General features: G+C 74.1%; 12 protein-coding genes. 9 read left to right on the plus strand and 3 right to left on the minus strand.

Translation table 11 applies throughout. The features are described from left to right. Positions 1–37 precede the first annotated feature (37 nt). The 8 genes from eccE (at position 38) to BA175_RS06795 (ending at position 11,721) form a co-directional block, all read left to right on the plus strand. On the plus strand, positions 38–1,387 hold the full coding sequence (eccE, locus tag BA175_RS06760; protein ID WP_438947331.1) for a type VII secretion protein EccE: 1,350 nt from the start codon (positions 38–40) through the stop codon (positions 1,385–1,387). Continuing rightward, on the plus strand, positions 1,387–2,109 hold the full coding sequence (locus BA175_RS06765) for a hypothetical protein (protein ID WP_069170388.1): 723 nt from the start codon (positions 1,387–1,389) through the stop codon (positions 2,107–2,109). The genes eccE and BA175_RS06765 overlap by 1 nt, the downstream gene beginning before the upstream one ends. A gap of 466 nt (positions 2,110–2,575) precedes the next feature. Then, positions 2,576–5,575 (plus strand): SCO5717 family growth-regulating ATPase, encoded by a 3,000-nt coding sequence (locus BA175_RS06770; protein ID WP_069170389.1) that lies wholly within the window; start codon positions 2,576–2,578, stop codon positions 5,573–5,575. A 197-nt stretch (positions 5,576–5,772) separates the two neighbouring features. Further along, positions 5,773–7,647 carry an ABC transporter substrate-binding protein gene (locus tag BA175_RS06775; RefSeq protein WP_069170390.1) on the plus strand — a complete coding sequence of 625 codons (1,875 nt, stop codon included), beginning with the start codon at positions 5,773–5,775 and terminating at the stop codon, positions 7,645–7,647. A gap of 3 nt (positions 7,648–7,650) precedes the next feature. Then, on the plus strand, positions 7,651–8,742 hold the full coding sequence (locus tag BA175_RS06780; protein WP_069170391.1) for an ABC transporter permease: 1,092 nt from the start codon (positions 7,651–7,653) through the stop codon (positions 8,740–8,742). Further along, a complete protein-coding gene (locus BA175_RS06785) occupies positions 8,739–9,662 on the plus strand; it encodes an ABC transporter permease (RefSeq protein WP_069170392.1) in 924 nt (307 codons plus the stop codon). The genes BA175_RS06780 and BA175_RS06785 overlap by 4 nt, the downstream gene beginning before the upstream one ends. After that, positions 9,659–10,720, plus strand: a complete 1,062-nt coding sequence (locus BA175_RS06790) for an ABC transporter ATP-binding protein (RefSeq protein WP_069170393.1) — start codon at positions 9,659–9,661, stop codon at positions 10,718–10,720. The genes BA175_RS06785 and BA175_RS06790 overlap by 4 nt, the downstream gene beginning before the upstream one ends. Then, entirely contained in the window at positions 10,717–11,721 is a 1,005-nt protein-coding gene (locus BA175_RS06795) for an oligopeptide/dipeptide ABC transporter ATP-binding protein (RefSeq protein WP_069170394.1), read from the plus strand. Before BA175_RS06790 ends, BA175_RS06795 begins: the two co-directional genes overlap by 4 nt. Positions 11,722–11,939: 218 nt before the next feature. Here the strand turns inward: BA175_RS06795 and BA175_RS06800 are convergent, their stop codons facing one another. Continuing rightward, positions 11,940–13,055 (minus strand): XdhC family protein, encoded by a 1,116-nt coding sequence (locus BA175_RS06800; RefSeq protein WP_069170395.1) that lies wholly within the window; start codon positions 13,053–13,055, stop codon positions 11,940–11,942. Between the two features lie 272 nt (positions 13,056–13,327). Between BA175_RS06800 and BA175_RS06805 the strand changes: the two genes are divergently transcribed. Further along, positions 13,328–14,365 carry a hypothetical protein gene (locus tag BA175_RS06805; RefSeq protein ID WP_069170396.1) on the plus strand — a complete coding sequence of 346 codons (1,038 nt, stop codon included), beginning with the start codon at positions 13,328–13,330 and terminating at the stop codon, positions 14,363–14,365. Between the two features lie 259 nt (positions 14,366–14,624). Here BA175_RS06805 and BA175_RS06810 read toward each other — a convergent pair whose 3' ends face one another. Both BA175_RS06810 and BA175_RS06815 read right to left on the minus strand, forming a co-directional pair. After that, positions 14,625–15,602, minus strand: coding sequence for a bifunctional riboflavin kinase/FAD synthetase (locus BA175_RS06810; RefSeq protein WP_079159428.1), 978 nt, complete (start codon positions 15,600–15,602; stop codon positions 14,625–14,627). Between the two features lie 42 nt (positions 15,603–15,644). Then, positions 15,645–19,334: a serine protease gene (locus BA175_RS06815; RefSeq protein ID WP_069170398.1), complete on the minus strand. Its 3,690-nt coding sequence runs from the start codon at positions 19,332–19,334 to the stop codon at positions 15,645–15,647. Positions 19,335–19,504 lie beyond the last annotated feature (170 nt).

The raw sequence follows: 19,504 nt of genomic DNA on the forward strand, positions 1-19,504 counted from the left end.
GGAGTTGGGGCCTTATGAACGGGGGAATGCCGGAATGATGGCTTCCGCGACACGGAGACGTCCGGCCGGGAACACGCAGCCGCCGAGGGGGCCCGGAGCGGGCGGCCCGGCAGGTTCCCGCCGCCGTTCACGCACGTCCACGAACGGCCCGGCCGGCCCCGGCGGCGCTGCCGCGCCCCGCCTGGACGGACGGGCCGGACAGATCGGTTCGTTCCGATTGCAACAACTCGTACTGGTCGAGATCGCGGCCGCGCTGCTGCTCGCCGCCTGGGTGATCGAGCCGCTGCTCCTGGTGCCCGCCGGTGTCGTCGCCGCGGTCCTGGTGCTCCTCGCCGTGGTCCGCAGGCACCGCCGTTCGCTCCCGGAGTGGCTGGGCACCGTGCTCGCGCTGCGTGCCCGCGGCCGCCGTGCGGCCTCCTCGGTGGTGCCCGCGGGCACGGAGCCGGGACTGGCACCCGCCGTGGAGTGCGAACCCGCCCTGCGCACGTACTCGTTCAGCGACCGTGACCGGCGCCCGGTCGGGATGATCGGCGACGGTACGTACCTCTCCGCCGTGCTCCAGGTCGAGTCGGACGCCACCGCCCTGCGGCCGGACCGCTCGGCCCGCCCGCTCCCGCTGTCCCTCGTACGGGAGGTGCTGGAGGTCGACGGGATCCGGCTGGAATCGGCGCAGATCGTGCAGCACACCCAGCCCGCGCCCGCCCCGCACCTCCCGCCGCAGTCGGTGGCCGCGCGGAACTACGGCCCGTTGCAGGCGCGGACGGGTTCGCCCGCGCTGCGGATCACCTGGATCGCGCTGAAGCTGAACCCCGAGCTGTGCCCCGAGGCGGTGGCCGCACGCGGCGGTGGCCTCGTGGGGGCGCAGAAGTGCGCGGTTCGGGCGGCGGACCAGCTGGCGAGCAGGCTGACCGGGGCCGGGTTCCGTGCCACGGTGCTGACCGAGCAGGAACTGACCTCGGCCGTGGCCACGTCGGCGTGCGTCAGCCCGCTGGCGATGGCGCAGGCCAGCCGTACGGAGACACCCGGCCGCCGCACCGAGGAGACCTCACGGACCTGGCGCTGCGACGACCGGTGGCACACGAGCTACTGGGTGAGCCGCTGGCCCCACCTGGGCGGCGGCGGCGCCTCGATGCCGCAGCTGGTCGCGTTGCTCACCTCGATACCGGCACTGGCCACCACGTTCAGCCTGACGCTGGGGCACGGCGACCGTTCGGCCGTCTCGGTCACCGGACACGTCCGCATCACCGGGCGCAGCGACGAGGAACTCCTCGCGGCCCGTCACGAACTGGAGCGCACCGCTCGGGGGGTCAAGGCGTCGCTGGTGCGGCTCGACCGCGAACAACTGCCCGGCGTGCTCGCCACACTGCCGCTCGGGGGTACCCGCTGATGTCCGCCACCTCCCCTGCCCGGGCTCGGCTGGGTTTCGGTCTGATCGGTCCGCGCCGCGGCCGGCACACGGTCTCGGTCGACGAACTGGCCTCGCTGGCCGTGCCCGTCGGGGACGACGGCACGGTGATCGGTGTGGACGCCGAGGGCCGGCCCGCGGTGCTGGGCATCAACCGGCCCACCCCGTACGAGGTCACATTGATCGGCGGACTCTGGACGGCCCAGGTACTGGCACTGCGCGCGGCGGCGACGGGGGCCCGGATCGCCGTGGAGACCGGACGGGCGCAGGCCTGGACGGGCCTGGCGCAGGCGGCGGGTGGCGGGCAGCCGTGCATCGCGCTGCACGAGGTGGGACGGGTGCCGCCGCAGGGCGCTTCGGCCGGGTCCCCGGTGGTCGTGGTGCGGGACTGCGGCATGCGGCCGCCGCGCGGCCGTGTGGTGGCCGGGCCCTGGCAGTCCGTGGTCACGCTGCTGCCCTACCTGAGCCCGGTGGCACCCCGGTTGATGGAGAAGTCCGCTCTCGTCGGCGTCCAGCGGGTCTCCCCGGACGAGGCGGCACAGATCGGGCGGATCCTGAACCTGCCGCCCGCGGAGACGCAGGCGCTGTCCACCCTGGCCGACGGGGTCACGTTGTGGTGCGCGGGCGGGGACCGGCAGTTCGTCATGACCCAGGCCACCGACGCCGAGTCAGGACTGCTGGGCAGCGCGCGCCGCATGGACTGAGCGGTCCGCGGGAGAGGCCCCGCCGGGGTACGGACTGGGCCGGAGCGGCCGGTGGCGGGCCCGGCCGTACGCAGCCACCGTGGGGCGGACGCCGGCCCGGTTCGCGGCCCCGGTCGCGCGACAGGTCCGTACGGAGCCCCGGTGGCCCGCGTGGCCGTCGCGACGGAAGCCCGGTCGCGCGACCGGGCGGCGATCCGGGGCGTACGGGCGCGGGTGTCCGCTTCCCCCTCACGTCCGGGGCGCCCGGTTCACTTGTATACGGTGCCCGGCCTACCGGACAGTTCTTCCGTGCGGTACGGCCTGCCGCACCGCCCCCGATGGCGATTAGGGTGGGTGGGGGCGTGGCAGAGGAACCTGCGGGCAGGCACTGCGCGTCGCAAGGGGGAGAGCCGGGCGCACCGGACGACGGGAACGGTCGCCCCCACCCACCACGGCACAAGGGTGCTCGACCACACCAGGAGGCAAAGTGAACGGCGATCGGGACGAGATCCGCGGGGGATGGAACGCACCCGTCGACGAGTCGTCCGACGCGGAACCCGCCGAGATGACGGGTGAGTTCACCATCGACTACACCCCGCCGGCCTGGTACACGCAGAACGCGTCCGGGGAGTCGTCGGGCGGAGCGGGCTCGCACCTGGCGCCCCCGCCGCCGCAGGGCGCTCCGCTGGCACTGCCCGGCCTGCCGGCCGGGGGCGGTTTCGAGCCGAACTGGCCGCCGTCCGTGCCGCCCGCGGCCGCGTCACCGGCTCCGCCCTCCCAGCCCTCTCCGTCCTCCACCTCGCCGTCCGCGCCCACCGCACCGTCCTCCGAGCCCGGGCCCGTGCCGGCCGCCGCTGCTCCCGGCCCCTCCGGGCAGGCGGAGCCGGAGGCGGGAGCCGGCCCGGACGCGTTCGGCGGCGGTGATCTGGAGAGCGGCGCGACGATGCGGTTCTCACCCGCCGCGCTGAAGCGGGAGATCGCGCAGCGCGAGGCCGCCGATGCCGCGGGCAGCGCCTCGGCTCCGGCGGAGGCGCACACCCCGGACGCCGGCCTGCCCGGGTCCACCGGCGACTCCGCGGGTGACCCGGGTACCGGGGAGAGGAGTGACACGGCTCCGTCCGCGGCCGGGGACGGGAGCGGCACGAACGGCTCCGCGGCGAGCGGGGAGACGGCTTCGGAGAGCGGGAGCGATATCGTCCCGGGCGCGGACGCGGACTCCGTGCCGGCCGGCGCGCATGCCGTCCCCGACTCCGTACCGGCCGACGCCCCCGCCGGCGCGTCCGGGCCGAAGACCGCACCGCCGGATGCGGATCCGCAGGACGCGGTACCTCAGGACCGGGCGCCCGCGGGCACGCCGACGACCGGTGCCGCACCGGCGGAGGCAGCACCGTCCGGGGAGCCCCAGGACGCCGTACCGTCGGACGTGCCGGCGCCGTGGTCCCCTACGCCGCCCGTGCAGGGCGCCCTTCCGCCCCTCCCGCCCGCCTTCCAGCCGGCCGCGCCGCAGCCCGGTGCGCCGCAGTCCGCGCCGCAGTGGCCGGCGGCCACGCCCGCGCCGTCCGCCGAGGCGCAGGGCGGCTACGGCTTCCCCCAGGCCCCCGCGCCCGCACCCGCCGCTCCCCTGCCGCCGGCCCGGACCGACGCACCGCCGCCGCAGGGTGGTTACGGCTTCCCCCAGCAGCCGCAGCAGTTCCCGGCGCAGGGCGGCTACGGATTCCCGCCCGGCCCCCCGCACGCCCCCAGGCCGCATCTCCCCGCGCAGGGCGCCCCACTCCCCCCGCAGGCGCCCTATCCTCCCCAGGCCCCGCAGGCCGCGGCGCCCCCGCAGCAGCAGTCCCTGCCGCCCCAGGGCACACCGCAACTCCCCGCCCCGCAGGCCCCGCAGGCCGCTCAGCAGCCCGACGCCTACCGGCCCCAGCAGCCGGGCCCCCAGGCACCGCCCGTCGATCCGCGCACGGGGGCGGCCTGGCCCACCCCGGTCACCCACGACCAGCGTGAGCGTTCGGTGCCGGGGGCGCCGCTCGGTTACACGGCAGCGGTGGAGCTCTCCTCGGACCGGCTGGTCCGCGGCAAGCAGAAGGCCAAGAGCAGCCGCAACCCGTCCGGCGCCTCACGGTTCAAGCTGGGCGGCAAGAAGGAGGAGCTCGAGCGGCAGCGCAAGCTGGACCTGATCCGTACGCCGGTGCTGTCGTGCTACCGGATCGCGGTCATCAGCCTCAAGGGCGGCGTGGGCAAGACCACGACGACCACCGCGCTGGGCTCCACCCTGGCCACCGAACGCCAGGACAAGATCCTCGCCATCGACGCCAACCCGGACGCCGGCACCCTCGGCCGCCGGGTGCGCCGCGAGACCGGGGCCACCATCCGTGACCTGGTCCAGGCGATCCCGTACCTCAACTCCTACATGGACATCCGCCGCTTCACCTCGCAGGCGCCCTCCGGTCTCGAGATCATCGCCAACGACGTGGACCCGGCGGTCTCCACGACCTTCAACGACGAGGACTACCGGCGGGCGATCGACGTCCTGGGCAAGCAGTACCCGATCATCCTCACCGACTCGGGCACCGGACTGCTCTACAGCGCGATGCGCGGGGTACTCGACCTCGCCGACCAGCTGATCATCATCTCCACGCCGTCGGTGGACGGCGCGTCCAGCGCCTCCACCACCCTGGACTGGCTCTCGGCGCACGGATACGCGGACCTGGTGCAGCGTTCGCTCACGGTCATCTCCGGGGTCCGCGAGACCGGAAAGATGATCAAGGTCGACGACATCGTGCAGCACTTCGAGACGCGCTGCCGGGGTGTGGTGGTCGTGCCGTTCGACGAGCACCTGTCGGCGGGCGCCGAGGTCGACCTGGACATGATGCGGCCCAAGACCCGCGAGGCCTACTTCAACCTCTCCGCCCTCGTCGCCGAGGACTTCCAGCGGGCCCAGCAGCAGCAAGGCCTGTGGACCTCCGACGGCGCGAGCCCGCCGCCGCAGTTCGCCCCGCCGATGCCGGGTCAGCAGGCCCCGGGGCAGCAACCGTACGCGCCCCCGCAGCACCCCGGACAGCCGTACGGCGACCACCGGCCCTACCCGGGTCAGCCGCAGCAGCCCTACCCGCCCCACCCTCAGCAGCCGTATCCGCAACAGCCCTACGGAGGCCGGCAGCTCCCGCCCCAGCAGCAGGCCGCCCCGGGACAGCCCTACCCGCCGCACCCCGGCCCCGGCGCGCAGCACGACGGCTGGCAGCAGAGCGGCCGGCAGCAGGAGAACGCGGCGCAGCCGCACGGCGGGCAGCCGAACGGGGCTCCCTACGACGGCTGGCAGCAGTCGCCGCCCTCCCAGGCTCAGGCGGGCGCGCACCCGGCCGGACCGCCACCGGGACCCGCCCACCCCGGTGGCCAGGCACATCAGTCCGACCAGCCCGAACTGCGGGGCCCGGTACCGCCGGACGGGCGCCCGCAGTACCCTCCGCAGCCGCCGCCAGCGTCTCAGCAGTGAGGCAGTAGAGGTCTAAACCAATGAGGGCCCGCACCGTTCCTTCGGTGCGGGCCCTCTTGCATTCCCGCAGCCCACACGCGGTTTGGCCGACCGTTGACGCGACTCGACCGCCGCTGATAAACCTTCGCTTCACCAGCTGGCGAACCAGAGATCTGCCCGCCTTCACCGTGCGAGTCATGACGCGAGGTCCACGTCCTATGGTCACAAGATTCCCACCGCGCTCCTCCCGCCCACGTGGGCGCGTGCGCATCCTGCTCGCCTCCGGCGCCGCCGCTCTGGCCCTGGCCGCCGGTTCCGTCGTCCCCGGGAACCCGGTCGGCCCCGCCCCGCAGGAGGCACGGGCGGCCGACGGCGGGAAGTCGACACTCACGGTCGCGGTCGCGCAGAGCGTCGACTCGCTGAGCCCCTTCCTGGCGCAGCGGCTGCTCTCCACGAGCATCCACCGGCTGATGTACGACTTCCTGACCAACTACGACGCCAAGGACAGCCACACGGTCCCCGGGCTCGCCACCGCGTGGGAGCCGTCGCCGGACAAGCTGACGTGGACCTACACCATCCGGTCCGACTCCACGTGGTCCGACGGTGAGAAGGCCACCGCCGAGGACGCCGCCTGGACCTTCAACAGGATGATGACCGACGAGGGCGCGGCCACGTCGAACGGCAGCTTCGTCGGCAACTTCAAGAAGGTGACCGCTCCGAGCCCGGACAAGCTGGTCATAGAGCTGAAGCAGCCTCAGGCCACGATGACGGCGCTGGACGTGCCCATCGTTCCCAAGCACGTCTGGGAGAAGGTCGGTGACTTCTCGAAGTTCAACAACGACACGAAGTTCCCGATCGTGGGCAACGGCCCGTTCATCCTGACGGACTACAAGGTCGACAGCTATGTGAAGCTCGAGGCCAACAAGGACTTCTGGCGCGGCGCGCCCAAGTTCGACGAGCTCGTCTTCCGGTACTACAAGGACCAGGACGCCGCCGTAGCCGCCCTCCGCAAGGGCGAGGTCTCCTTCGTGGCCGGCAGCCCCAGCCTGACCCCCGCCCAGGCCGCGTCGCTGAAGAGCGCGGACGACATCAAGGTGAACGACGCCCCCGGCCGGCGCTTCTACGCCCTGGCCGTGAACCCGGGCGCGCGGACCAGGGACGGCAAGAAGTTCGGCGACGGGCACCCGGCGCTGCTGGACCAGAAGGTCCGTCAGGCGCTGTTCACGGCCGTCGACCGCACGGCCGTCATCGACAAGGTCTTCCAGGGCCACGCGGTCGAGGGCGAGGGCTACATCCCGCCGCGCTACGGCTCGTACTTCTGGCAGCCCTCTCCCGAGCAGAAGCTCGCCTACGACCCGGCGAAGGCCGCCGCCCTCCTCGACGAGGCCGGCTACAGGAAGAACAGGGCGGGCAAGCGGACCGGCAAGGACGGCAGGCCGCTGGACTTCCGCATCCTGTGCCACGCCACGGACCCGAACGACAAGGCGATCGGCAAGTACCTCCAGGAGTGGTGGGGCGACCTCGGGATCGGTCTGGAGGTCGACTGCCGCGACAACGTCTCCGACCCCTGGTACGCGGGCGAGTACGACCTCGCCTTCGACGGCTGGTCCGTCAACCCGGACCCCGACTTCGTGATGTCCATCCACACCTGCGCGGCGCTGCCCGCGAAGGCGAAGGAGTCGGCGGCGACGGACAACTTCATCTGCGACAAGCAGTACGACGAGCTGTACGCCCGGCAACTGGCGGAGTACGACCCCGCCAAACGGGCTGACCTGGTCAAGCGGATGGAGTCGCGGCTGTACGACACGGGGTACATGAACGTCATGGCGTACCCGAATGCCGTCGAGGCCTACCGCACCGACCAGATCGCGTCGATCACGACGATGCCGTCCGACGCGGGCAACATCTTCGGTCAGGACGGCTACTGGAGCTGGTGGTCGGCGGTTCCGGCCGCCGGCGCGTCGGGCGGTCCGTCCGGCGGCGGCAGCTCCACCGGTGTCCTCGTCGGCGTCGGTATCGCCGTAGTCGTCCTCGCCGGTGGCGGGCTCCTGTTCGCCATGCGTCGTCGTTCCACCGCGGAAGACCGTGAATAGCACATGAGCCCAGACAGCACTCCCGCGCTCCTGACGGGCGCGGCGGGCGTGGACGCCGCGCGGGCCGACGGTCCGGCTCCGGCCGGGCCGTCGGCCCGCGGTCCACGTGCCCGCAGCACGACCGCCTACCTCCGTTACGCGGCGGGCAAGCTGGCCGGTGCGGCCGTCTCGCTGTTCGCCGTGCTCGTCACCAGCTTCTTCCTGTTCCGGCTCATCCCGGGCGACCCGGTCAAGCAGATGACCGGCGGCCGCCAGGTCTCCACGGAGCAGATCGCCGCGATGCGCCGGGAGTTCGGCCTGGACCTGCCGCTCTGGCAGCAGTTCACCGAATACTGCGGCAAGGCCCTGACCGGGGACTTCGGTACGTCGTACCAGTTCCACGCCCCGGTCATGGACAAGATCACCGAGGCGCTCCCGGCGACGCTCCTGCTCACCGGCACCGCCTTCGTGATCTACACGGCGATCGGCATCTGGCTGGGTGCCAGGTCCGCCTGGCGTAACGGTTCTGCCGCGGACCGCTTCCACACGGCGTTCGCCCTGACGCTGTACTCGGTGCCCTCGTTCTGGCTCGGCCTCCTCCTGATCATCACGCTCTCGGTCGGCATCGGCCCGATCCCCGGTCTCTTCCCGACCGGCGGCATGGAGTCCGGGAGCGGGAGCGGCTTCGACCACGTCGTCGACGTGGCGCACCACCTGGTCCTCCCCGTCGTCACGCTCGTCGCCGTCGAGTACGCGCGCACCCTGCTCGTGATGCGCTCCTCGCTGCTGGACGAGATGGGCAGCGACTACCTGACGACGGCACGGGCGAAGGGCCTGCGCGACGACCTCGTACGCCGCCGCCACGCCGTGCCGAACGCCATGCTGCCGACGGTGACCCTCCTCTTCGTGAACCTGGGCAACACGGTTGCGGGAGCCATCCTCGTGGAGACGGTGTTCTCCTGGCCGGGCCTGGGCGGCCTCTTCTACCAGGCGCTGAGCGTGCCCGACCTGCCCCTCGTGCAGGCGCTGTTCTTCGTCTTCGCCGCCGCGGTGATCCTGATGAACACGCTCGCCGATGTGATCTATCCGCTCCTCGATCCCCGGGTGGGCCGATGACGACCACGACGACCGACACCGCGCGGACCCCCGGCCCGCGCGCCCTCGCCCGGGCCCGCAGGCGCCGTGCCGCGGCCCGTTTCTGGCGTCAGTACCGCGACCACCGGGCCGGGGTCGCGGGTCTCGCCGTACTGGTGCTGATCGCGCTGGTCGCGCTGGCCGCCCCGCTGCTGGTGGGCGCCGGCTCGCAGAGCGTCACGGACGCGCCCGGCGGCCCCCTGGAGCCGCCGAGCGGCGCCTTCCCGCTCGGCACCGACCAGTTCGGCCGGAGCCTCCTGGCCCTGCTGGTCTGGGGCACCCGGGTGTCGCTGACGGTCGGCCTGCTCGCCGCCTTCCTCTCGGTGGCCATCGGCACCCTGGTGGGCATCACGGCCGGTCACTTCAAGGGCTGGTACGGGAACGTCGTCATGCGCGTCACCGACTGGTTCCTCGTGATGCCGACGCTCGTGCTCGCCATCGCCCTGGCCACCGTGCTCTCGCGGTCCCTGTGGACGACGGTCCTCGCCATCGGCGTGACGACCTGGCCGACGACCGCGCGGCTCGTACGGGCGCAGACGCTGTCCGTCGAGTCCCGCCCCTACATCGAGCGCTCCAGGGCGCTGGGCGGCGGGCACGGCCACATCATGTCCCGGCACGTGCTGCCCAACGTGATGCCGCTGGTGCTCGCGCAGACCACGCTGGTGATCTCCACCGCCATCCTCACCGAGGCGACCCTCGCCTTCCTCGGACTGGGCGATCCCACGATCGTCTCCTGGGGCGGGCTGCTCCAGGACGCCCGGGAGGCCGGAGCGGTCAGCTCCGGCAACTGGTGGTACCTCGCTCCGCCCGGACTCGCCATCGCGGTCGTCGCCCTCGCGTTCACGCTCTGCGGCCGCACCGTCGAGTCCGTGCTCAACCCCAGACTGGGGGTGAACCGTTGACCGCCGTGAAGACGGAGACCGTGACGGAGGGCGGGACCGGGCATCCGTTGCTCGAGGTCCGCGACCTCCATGTCACCTACGGATCGGGGGCCCTCGCCGTCCCCGCCGTGCGGGGCGTCGACCTGCGGGTCGACGCGGGGCAGAAGCTCGGCATCGCCGGGGAGTCCGGCTGCGGCAAGTCCACGCTGGCGCTCGCGCTGCTGCGGCTGCTGCCCGCGTCCGCGACCCTGAGGGGAGAGATCCTGCTGGACGGTGAGGACGTCCTCACCATGAAGTGGGGCCGTCTGCGGGCCGTGCGCTGGGCGGGGGCGTCGATCGTCTTCCAGGGCGCCATGCACTCGCTGAACGCCGTGCACCGCATCGGGGACCAGATCGCCGAACCGATTCTGCTGCATCGCCCGTCCACCCCGGCCGCAGCGCGGCGGCGGGCCGGCGAACTGCTCGAGCAGGTGGGGCTCCCCGCGGCGCGGGCCGCCGCCTATCCGCACGAGCTGTCGGGCGGGCAGCGCCAGCGCGTCATGATCGCCATGGCGCTGGCCTGCGACCCGCGGCTGATCATCGCCGACGAGCCGACCACCGCGCTCGACGTGATGATCCAGGCGCAGATCCTGCGGCTGATCGAACGCCTCGTCGCCGACCAGGACCTCGGCCTGATCATGATCAGCCATGACCTGGCCGTCCTCTCCGACACCTGCGACCGCCTCTCGGTCATGTACGCGGGCCGGGTCGTCGAGGAGGGCCCCGCACGGCAGGTCCACGAGAACGCCCGGCATCCCTACGGAAGCGCCCTGTCGGCCGCCTTCCCCCGCATCGGTGACCTGTCCTCCCGGCACGCGCCGCGCGGCCTGCCGGGCGACCCGCCGGACCCGGCCGCCCTGCCGTCCGGCTGTACGTTCCATCCGCGCTGCCCGGTGGCGCTGGACTCCTGCGCCACCGAGGACCAGGAGCTGCGGCACGCCGGCCAGGACCGGCGGGCCGCCTGCGTGCTGGTGGAACCGGGCGCCGTCACGGCATCGGGACCGCACGGCGGCGCCGAGGAATCGAGGAGCATCTCATGACCACCACCCCTCCCGCGGTCCCGCTGCTCAGCGCCGAGGCACTGAAGGTCATGTTCCCCGGCCGCCGCGGGGCGGCTCCGGCCCGAGCCGTCGACGGGGTCGACCTCGACATCCGGCCGGGCGAGATCGTCGCCCTGGTCGGGGAGTCGGGCTGCGGCAAGACCACACTGGCCCGCTCGCTGCTGGGCCTCGTACCCCCCACGTCCGGCCGGGTCACCTTCGGCGGGGAGCCGCTCGGCCGGTCGGCCCGGGCGCTCAAGGCGTACCGCAAGCGGGTGCAGCTGGTGCTCCAGGACCCGAGCGGCTCCCTGAACCCGCGGCACACGGTGTACGACGCGGTGGCGGAGGGACTGCGCATCCACGGGTACGCCGGTGACGAGCGGGCGGCCGTGTCCGGTGCTCTGGCGCGGGCGGGGCTGCGGCCTCCGGAGCGGTTCTTCCTGAAGTACCCGCACGAGCTGTCCGGTGGCCAGCGCCAGCGCGTCGTGATCGCGGGGGCGCTGGTCCTGGAGCCGGAGCTCATCGTCGCGGACGAACCGGTGGCCTCGCTCGACGCGTCCGTGCGGGGCGAGATCCTGGCGCTGCTGCTGCGGCTGCGCGAGGAACTGGGCCTGTCGGCACTGGTCGTGACGCACGATCTGGGCCTCGCCTGGAACATCGCGGACCGGGTGGCGGTGATGTATCTGGGCCGCATCGTGGAGACGGGTGACGTGGAGCAGATCCTCACGGCACCCCGTCACCCGTACACCCGGGCACTGCTGTCCGTGCTGCCGGAGGCGGAGGGCGAGCCGGTGATCCTGACGGGCGAGCCGCCGGACCCCTCGAAGGTGCCGCCCGGCTGCCGCTTCCACGCCCGCTGCCAGGTCCTCGCCTCGGGCGAGGCCGAGCGTGCGGGAGTGGCGGACGCGTGCCGTACGAAGGACCTGCCGGTGCTGGCGGGCGGTGCGGAGACGCGGGTGGCGTGCCACTGGGCGGCGGCTTCGGTGGGCGCGGTCACCTGAGGCGACGCGGCGGGGGCGGTACCGGGCCGGCGGCCTCTCCTGCGGGTGCGCTTCCGCGGCCCGCGAACGCGGCGAGCCCGGGGGCCTCCGGCCCAGGGCCGGCGCGCCCGCGCCTCCCGGCCGTGGAGGGCAGGGACCACCGGCACTCGTCCAGGACACGCCCGGCACCGCCTCCCGGCCGGTGCCGGGCCCGTCCGCGAGGTGCTCCGACCGGAAGGTCAGGCCCCGTTCCGCCGGGTCCGGTGGATGGCTCCCGTCAGCTCGCTCAGCGGGCGCCCCGTACCGCCCCAGCGGTGCCGGACGATCTCGGCGGCGATGGACACCGCCGTCTCCTCCGGTGTTCGGGCCCCGAGGTCGAGGCCCACGGGTGAGGCGAGGCGTGCCAGACCTTCCTCGTCCACCCCGGCCTCCCGCAGCCGGGCGATCCGGTCGGCGTGGGTGCGGCGGCTGCCCATGACACCGATGTACGCGGCGGGCGTCCGCAGCGCGGCCACCAGCAGCGGCACGTCGAACTTCGGGTCGTGCGTCAGCACGCAGACGACCGTGCGCGCGTCGACCTCGGTCGAGGCGAGGTAGGCGTGCGGCCACGCGCGGACGACCTCGTCGGCCGTGGGAAAGCGCTGCCGGGTGGCGAAGGCCGGGCGGGCGTCGCAGACCGTCACCCGGTAGCCGAGGAAGGAACCGATCCGGGCCGTCGCCGCCGCGTGCTCGATCGCCCCGAAGACCAGCATGCGGGGCGCGGGTGCGAACGACTGGACGAAGACGGTCACGTCCTGCATCCGCCGCTCGCCGTGCGCGCCGTAGCGGTTCTCCGCCGTCGCCCCCTGGGCGAGGAGCCCGCGCGCGTCGTCCGTGACGGCGGCGTCGAGCCCTTCGTCACCGAGCGAGCCGCTGACCCGGTCGGCCAGGACCAGGCGGCGGGATCCCGCGGCCCCGGCCGGGGCCACCACGGTCGCGACCGCGACGCTCTCCCCGGCGGCGACGAGATCGGCGAGCTCGCACAGCCGGTGCCGGTCCGCCGTCGAGACACAGGGCTGGACCAGCACATCGATCGTCCCGCCACAGGTCAGCCCCACCCCGAACGCCTCGTCGTCGCTGATGCCGTAGCTGCGCAGCCGCGGGACGCCGGTGCTGAGCACTTCGGCGGCCACCTCGCACACGTCGCTCTCCACGCAGCCCCCGGAGACACTCCCCGCGACTCTCCCGTCGGCGTGCACCGCCATCGCGGCGCCCGGCCCGCGCGGCGCACTGCCCCGGACCGCCACGACGGTGGCGAGGGCGAAGGGCGTCCCGGCGGTGTGCCAGTCGCGCAGTTCGGAGAGTAGTTCACGCACGGTGCGGGCCTCCCGGTCTCGTCGTCCCCTTCCTCCGACGATGCCCGGGTGAGGGCCTGCCCACCACCTGGCCGGTGCTCCTCCCGGCGAGCTCGGCCCCGTCGCACCGCCCGCCCACCTCACGGTCGCCGGGACGGAGGTCGAGGGGCGAGCCGTCCTGAACGCTCCGTCCGGCGACCTCGTGAAGGGCTCTCGGAATGGCGCTGCACCTGGCCTCACAACTCAACAGCGGCATACGATAGTTGAGGGAACCTGACGGTCTGGGGGCGGACGTGACGGACGTGATGGACCTCGCGAATGCCGCGGTGGAGGCAGTGGCACAGGGGACCGCCGGTGCGATCGGCGGCACCGTCGCCGATCTGGTGCGCCGCCGGTTGAGCGGCATCGGCCGGCAAGACGCAGCCGTCGCAGCGGTGCAGGAGTCTCCGGACGATCCCGACGCGCGCTCGCGGTTGCGCGAAAGGCTGGCGGAGGTGCTGTCCGAGGATCCGGCGTTCGCCGCGGAACTGGCGAGCGTCCTTGCCCTGCCCCGGCCGAACGTGGCGTCCACCGTTTCGCACAGCATCAACGTCGACCGCGGCAGCCGCGCCCGTGGCACCTTCGTGCTCGGCGATCAGGCGGTCACCAAGATCCGCAAGGGCGATCCCTGGGCGCTCATGGCGGTTGTCGCGGCAGTCGCCGTGATGGCGCTCTTGATCTACGGGATCATCCGGTCGGCCACCGATGACGACGGCCCGCCGTCGGCCGCGCCAGGACACAGGGTCACCGCGCTCGAGGACCCCACGACGATCAAGGCTGTCGCCCCGGATCTCCACAGCATGCCGAGCGGCTGGACCAGCAGGGAGTCCACGTCTCTCACGACGGGTGGTGCCGCCTGCCGGGAACTGCCGGCAGACCGGTGCCCAGGGCTCCTCGGCGTGGCCCAGGGGGCCTTCGACAGCCCTTACGACCAGGAAGCGATCTTCGTCGTGGCGGCGTGGGATTCGGCCGACGCGGCACAAGGCTTCTACGACCGCCTGGCACGGCAGCTGACTAAGGCGGGAGAAGCCACGCAGGTGGCCATGCCGGCCTTCGGTGACCGGTCGATCGCCATGGAGTTCTCGGACGACGACTCGAACGAACACGGCGAAGCGCTGGTACAGGTGGGCACCGTCCTCGTCGCGGTCCGGGAAGGAGACACCGCGCAGTATTACGGGAGATACCAGCTGGATACGTTGCAGGCGCTCACACGCATGGTGGCGGAACGCGCCCAGCAGGCCCAGGACGGGCAGACGCCTTCCGCGACGGTTCGCGGCCTGATCGGCTCGTGACGTCGGGCCGCCCGGGTCCGCCGGAGGCCCTCGGCCGGACTGGCGCGCAGCACGTCACCCGGGGGGTCCCGGTCCGATCCGCGAGCGCCTCCAGGGTTGCGGCGCGGGACGGTCACGACGCGGATCACCGGAGAACGGCCCGCCCCGTTCGGTGGTGGGGAGCCGGGCCGCGCACATCACCCGGCCGACGTCGGCGACGGCCGGGTGCGCCCCGTCCGTGACCGGCTGACGCACGGCGCCCCCTCGTCGAGGACGGGGCTCAGGACCCTTCGTGGGACGAGCCGTGGGCCCGTCCGTAGGCCGCGATCAGCTCACGCGACCGCTGTACGTCGTCGGCCATGGCCACGAGCAGGTCATCGACCGAGTCGAACTTCAGCATGCCGCGCACGTACGCGAGGAAGTCCACGGCGACGTGCAGCCCGTACAGCTCCAGGTCGACGCGGTCGATCGCATACGCCTCGACGGTCCGTTCCGTGCCGTCGAACTGCGGGTTGGTGCCGACCGAGATCGCGGCGGGCATCGCCTCGCCGTTCGCAGTGAGCCAGCCGGCGTAGACGCCGTCGGCCGGGATCGCCGTGTGGGGCAGCGTCTCCACGTTCGCCGTCGGGTAGCCCAGCTCGCGGCCGCGCTGCGCGCCGCGGACCACGATGCCCTCCACCCGGTGGGGCCGGCCCAGGATCTCGGCGGCTCCCTCGACGTCGCCCCGGGCGATCAGGCGGCGGGTGAGCGTGGAGGAGAACGGCTCGCCGTCCCCGGCCTCCCCGCTCACGAAGAGGTCGATGACCTCGACCTGGTAGTCGTACGTGCGGCCGAGCTCGGCCAGGAGCTCGACGTTCCCTGCGGCCTTGTGGCCGAAGCGGAAGTTCGGCCCCTCGATCACCAGCTGTGCGTGCAGCTTGTCGACGAGCACCTTCACGATGAACTCGGCCGGCGCCAGCTTCGAGAAATCGGCCGTGAACGGCAGGATCAGCACCGCGTCCACGCCGAGGTCCGCCATCAACTCGGCACGCCGGTGGTGCGGGGCGAGCAGCGGCGGGTGCGTACCCGGGCGTACGACCTCGCTGGGGTGCGGGTCGAAGGTCACGACGACGGACGGAACGCCCAGCTCGCGCGCCCGCTCCACCGCCCGGCCGACGATCAGCTGGTGCCCGCGGTGCACCCCGTCGTAGGAGCCGATGGTGACGATGCTGCGTCCCCAGCCCTCGGGGATGTCCTCCAAGCCACGCCAGCACTGCACTGTGACCGCTCCTCGCCCGAACCTGTGTACGTGTGTGTGTCCTTACGCAGGTCTAAGACTGCCATGCTCACGTCCCGCCGACTGCATCGGCACCGTCATCGCCGGCTGCGGACCGTCCAGGGCCTCCACCGTGCGCCGGACGCCGGGGCCCACGACCACCGCCCATTCCCGGGGGGCGTCGGCCAGCCACCCGGTGACGAGCGCCGCGAAGCCGGGCACCTCGCGGGCGAGGTCGACGAGTTCGCGGTCGAAGCGCGCGGCCCCCTCGGGCGTCCGTACGAGGAGCATCCCGGTGCGGTGCACCATGGCCCTCGTACGCGCTCGCGGACGCCGCCCGGAACCGGTGGCCGCGGCCCGCAGCAGGGCGGCCGGCACCTCCGGGTCCCGGCCGGTGTCCTGCTCGAAGTCCAGCAGCACCTCCGTCAGCTCGTCCCGCGACGGCCTGGACACCGCACTCCCCGGGGCGGAGAACACCCGGGCCAGCGCGGCGCGCACCGCAGGCGGTACGGGGGGCTCCCGCAACAGGCCGGTCACCAGGGGCAGCAGCAGCGCGCGGGCGGCAGGGCCGTGCTCGAGCCGGCGCTCCACGTACGCGGCCACCCGGTCCGCGGCCCCGGGGCCCGGGTGGGTGTCGATGTACTGCCGCAGGAGGCCGGGGGCGTGCAGGGCCAGCGCGGGGGCGTCCGTTCCCGCCAGCTCCCGCAGGACGTCGTCGGCGGGCTGCCCGGGCAGCGCCAGCCGGGCGTGCAGCGCGGCGAGCACCGGCTCGGGATGCTCGGCGGACACCTCGGCCAGCAGGGCCACGGGCAGCCGCGGGTCCCCGGCGGCGAAGACCCGCAGGGCCTGGGGCAGGTACCGCCCGGCGGTGTGCGGATCCCGGACGAGGAGGGTGAGCGCCTGGGCGTGCAGCACCGCGTCTGCCGGGCGGGCGAGGAGGGCGAGGGCCGCGCCGCGCAGCAGGACGCGGTCGTCGTCCGAGGTAGCGAGGTTCGCGGTCCGCGTGGCGTGGACGGCGGCGGCCGCCCGGCGTTCGGGCCGCTCCTCGTCACGGGCCCAGCGGTCGACGGCCCGGCAGAGCGCGGACGGCTCGTCCTCGGCGAGGGCGGCGAGGAGTTCGGCGGCGCGCGGATGCGGCAGGTCGACGAGCGCTTCCGTCAGGTCGTCGACCGCGAGCTCACGGCGGGCGTACAGCAGGGCCTGGGCGGCCGCCGCCACGGTGAGCCGCATCCCCGCGCCGTCCTCGGTGTGCAGCGGGGTCTCGTCGTCGAACCAGCGGCAGAGCAGGGGCTGGACGGTACGGGGGCAGGCGGTGAGGCGCCGGGCCACGGCGTCGAGGTAGCGCTCCTCACCGTCGGGGCGCGGAGCGCTGTCGGCGGGCACGAGCCGGCGCAGGAGGTCGAGGCGGTCCGCCTCCGGAAGCCGGATCCGCCGCCAGAACCAGGGGCCAAAGGCGGCGTACGGGCCGGGCGCGGCTCCCCCGTCGTCCCGGGAGCGCCGGGTGACCCGCCCGGCGAGCACCCGCAGCACACCGAGGTAGGGCAGTGCGTCGGGCACGCGCAGCAGGCTCTCGCGGAGCACGTGGGCCGCCCACCAGGCCGCGTCGGCGTGCCGGCCTGCCGGGGGGCCGCCCCGGCCGGCCGACAGGCGGTCCATCGCCCCGATCAGGTCGGCCATGCGGTGGGCGGGCGCGGCGCTCCCCCTGCGGCGTTCCAGCAGGAGCATCGCCTGGATCACCGGGCCGATACGGTGACGCGGTACCGGGAGGTTGCGGGGCTCCGCCGGGACGGACGGTACGCCCGGCTCCGCCGCGGCCACCGGGCCCGTCAGCTCCGCCGGGCGTGCCCGCCCCGCCGCCACCGGCCGTACCGGCACCGCGGGTCCCGCCCGGTCCGGCCGGGTGAGGGGCCACGCCTCCCCGCCCTGCCCGCCCGGGCCGGCCTGCTCCGGCCCGTCCTCCGCGTGCCAGCGGTGGACCAGCGACCGCAGCGCGGCGTCGAGATCCAGGTGGGCGCCCTGCAGCCAGTCGCCCAGTTCCTCGTCGGCGAAGCGGTATCCGGCGCCCGCCGGGACCAGGAGGCCCTCGGTGAGGACCGCCGACGCCCACCCCGTGCGCCAGGGGAAGATCTCCTCGAAGGCCGCCCTGTCCAGCTCGCCCTGGCCCGGCCCGAGGCAGCGCCGGGCCACCTCGTGGACCCGGCCGGCCACCTTCGCCGCCAGTCTGCGGACGGCCGTCCCCCGGAGCCGGGGTTCGGCCTGGGAGCCGATCCGGACGGCGATCCGTACGCACGTCAGGTCCAGATGGGCGGCGAAGACCTCGTCCGTGCCCGGCCGCCCGGGCACGTCGGGCGGCAGTGCCTCCCGCACCCCGGCGAGCAGACGCAGCGTGAGGGGGTGCCGGTCGTGGCCCGGAGCGATCGCCCCCGGCGGGATGCCGTACCGCTCCCTGGCCCGTTCGGCCTGCCCGGCGGTGAGGTCGCCGAGCCGGACCGCGGGCGGAAGTCCCCGGGCGGGCCGCTCCGGGACGTGCAGGGCGCCGGGGGGATACAGCGCCCCCGCGGTCTCCCAGTGCTCCGGGCGGCAGGCGACGACCATCCGCGCGCCGTGGGAGCGGAGCCAGCCGGCCGTCCCCCCGGTCCACGCGACGAGCCGGTGGGCCAGCGGCGGGGGCATCTCCTCCGGTCCGTCCACCACGACCAGCAGCGGGCTGCCGGACGCGGCGGCGAGGGCGGCGATCCGTTCGGGGGTGGCCGTCGCCATGTCGCCCGGTGCGCCGGCGGCGGCGACGATCCGCGCGGAGCGGCGGAGCACCCGGGCCATCGCGTCGGCCACGCAGGTGTCCTCGGCCAGCAGGTCGGCCCCGCGCAGCCAGAGCGTGAGGGCGGGTACGGCGCCGCGGGCCCGGCGGGCGGCCAGCTCGGCCAGCTCGGTGGTGCGGCCCGTCCCGGGTCCGCCGACCAGGCCCAGCACGGAGCCCGTACCGGTCTCGAAGGCGGTGAACTCGGCGCCGATGTAAGGGCGTTCCACCGGCTCCGCACCGTCCGGACGGCCCGGGTGGCCGAGGGAGGTGGCGGTCAGCTGCAGTGCTCCGGCGAGGTTGAGGTCGCATCCGTAGCCGGGAACGCTGCCGGCGTTGCGCCGCAGCAGCTCGCGCAGTGGCCCGTGCCCCGCGCCGGCGGTGATCGGCACCACGAGCCCGGCCGCCTCGTGTCCGGCGCGCAGAGCGGTGGAGAGCACCCCGAGGACGGCGCCGGTGCGCGGATCGGTCACCGGTCCGCCGACGGCTGCCCCGCCCGAACGCACCGCGTCGCGCCCGTCCGTGCCGAGGGCGAGCTCCAGGGTCTCCCCCAGCGCGTGCTCGCGCCCGCCCTCCGTGTACGTGGCAGGCGTCGTCCCGAGTACCCGCGCCTCCCGCAGGCCGTGGGCGGCGATCCGCACGTACGTGCCCGTCTCGATCCGGTCGCGTACGGCGATGGGGAGCGGCTCCACGTCGAGGATCCCGGGCCCGCCGGTGCGGAGCAGGGCGAGGCCGAGCTCCGGCAGGGCGGTGATGTCGTCGGGGCCGAGTGCGCGACTGCGGCCGTCCGCCGTGTGCAGCACCACGCCTCCGGCCGGGGCGACGGCCTGATGGCAGGTGAGTACGGTGCCGCGGTCGTCCGCGACGAACCCGGTCCCCCGCGGCCGGCCGGCCGCGTCGCAGATCCTCACCAGTGCCGACCGGTCCCCGCTGCCCATGCCTCAGACGGTAGGTGCCGGATGATCGGTACGCGTAGCGCGCAGGGCGAACGCGCCCCCCGCACACCCCCCAGTCACTCCGAGCGCCCGTCCGGTGGGGTGAAAACGCCGGCTTCCCTGGACAGGGATGGCCGGCGGAGGGGGATCGTGGAGCGGGCATCGGGAGGACT

It is taken from the genome of Streptomyces griseus, from assembly GCF_001715295.1.
GTDB classification, from domain to species: domain Bacteria; phylum Actinomycetota; class Actinomycetes; order Streptomycetales; family Streptomycetaceae; genus Streptomyces; species Streptomyces griseus_G.

Coding starts and splice junctions, on each gene's coding strand:
- BA175_RS06765 (WP_069170388.1), top strand. CDS start 1,387: ATGTCCGCCACCTCCCCTGCCCGGGCTCGGCTGGGTTTCGGTCTGATC.
- BA175_RS06785 (WP_069170392.1), top strand. CDS start 8,739: ATGACGACCACGACGACCGACACCGCGCGGACCCCCGGCCCGCGCGCC.
- BA175_RS06815 (WP_069170398.1), bottom strand. CDS start 19,334: ATGGGCAGCGGGGACCGGTCGGCACTGGTGAGGATCTGCGACGCGGCC.
- BA175_RS06780 (WP_069170391.1), top strand. CDS start 7,651: ATGAGCCCAGACAGCACTCCCGCGCTCCTGACGGGCGCGGCGGGCGTG.
- eccE (WP_438947331.1), top strand. CDS start 38: ATGGCTTCCGCGACACGGAGACGTCCGGCCGGGAACACGCAGCCGCCG.
- BA175_RS06775 (WP_069170390.1), top strand. CDS start 5,773: ATGGTCACAAGATTCCCACCGCGCTCCTCCCGCCCACGTGGGCGCGTG.
- BA175_RS06795 (WP_069170394.1), top strand. CDS start 10,717: ATGACCACCACCCCTCCCGCGGTCCCGCTGCTCAGCGCCGAGGCACTG.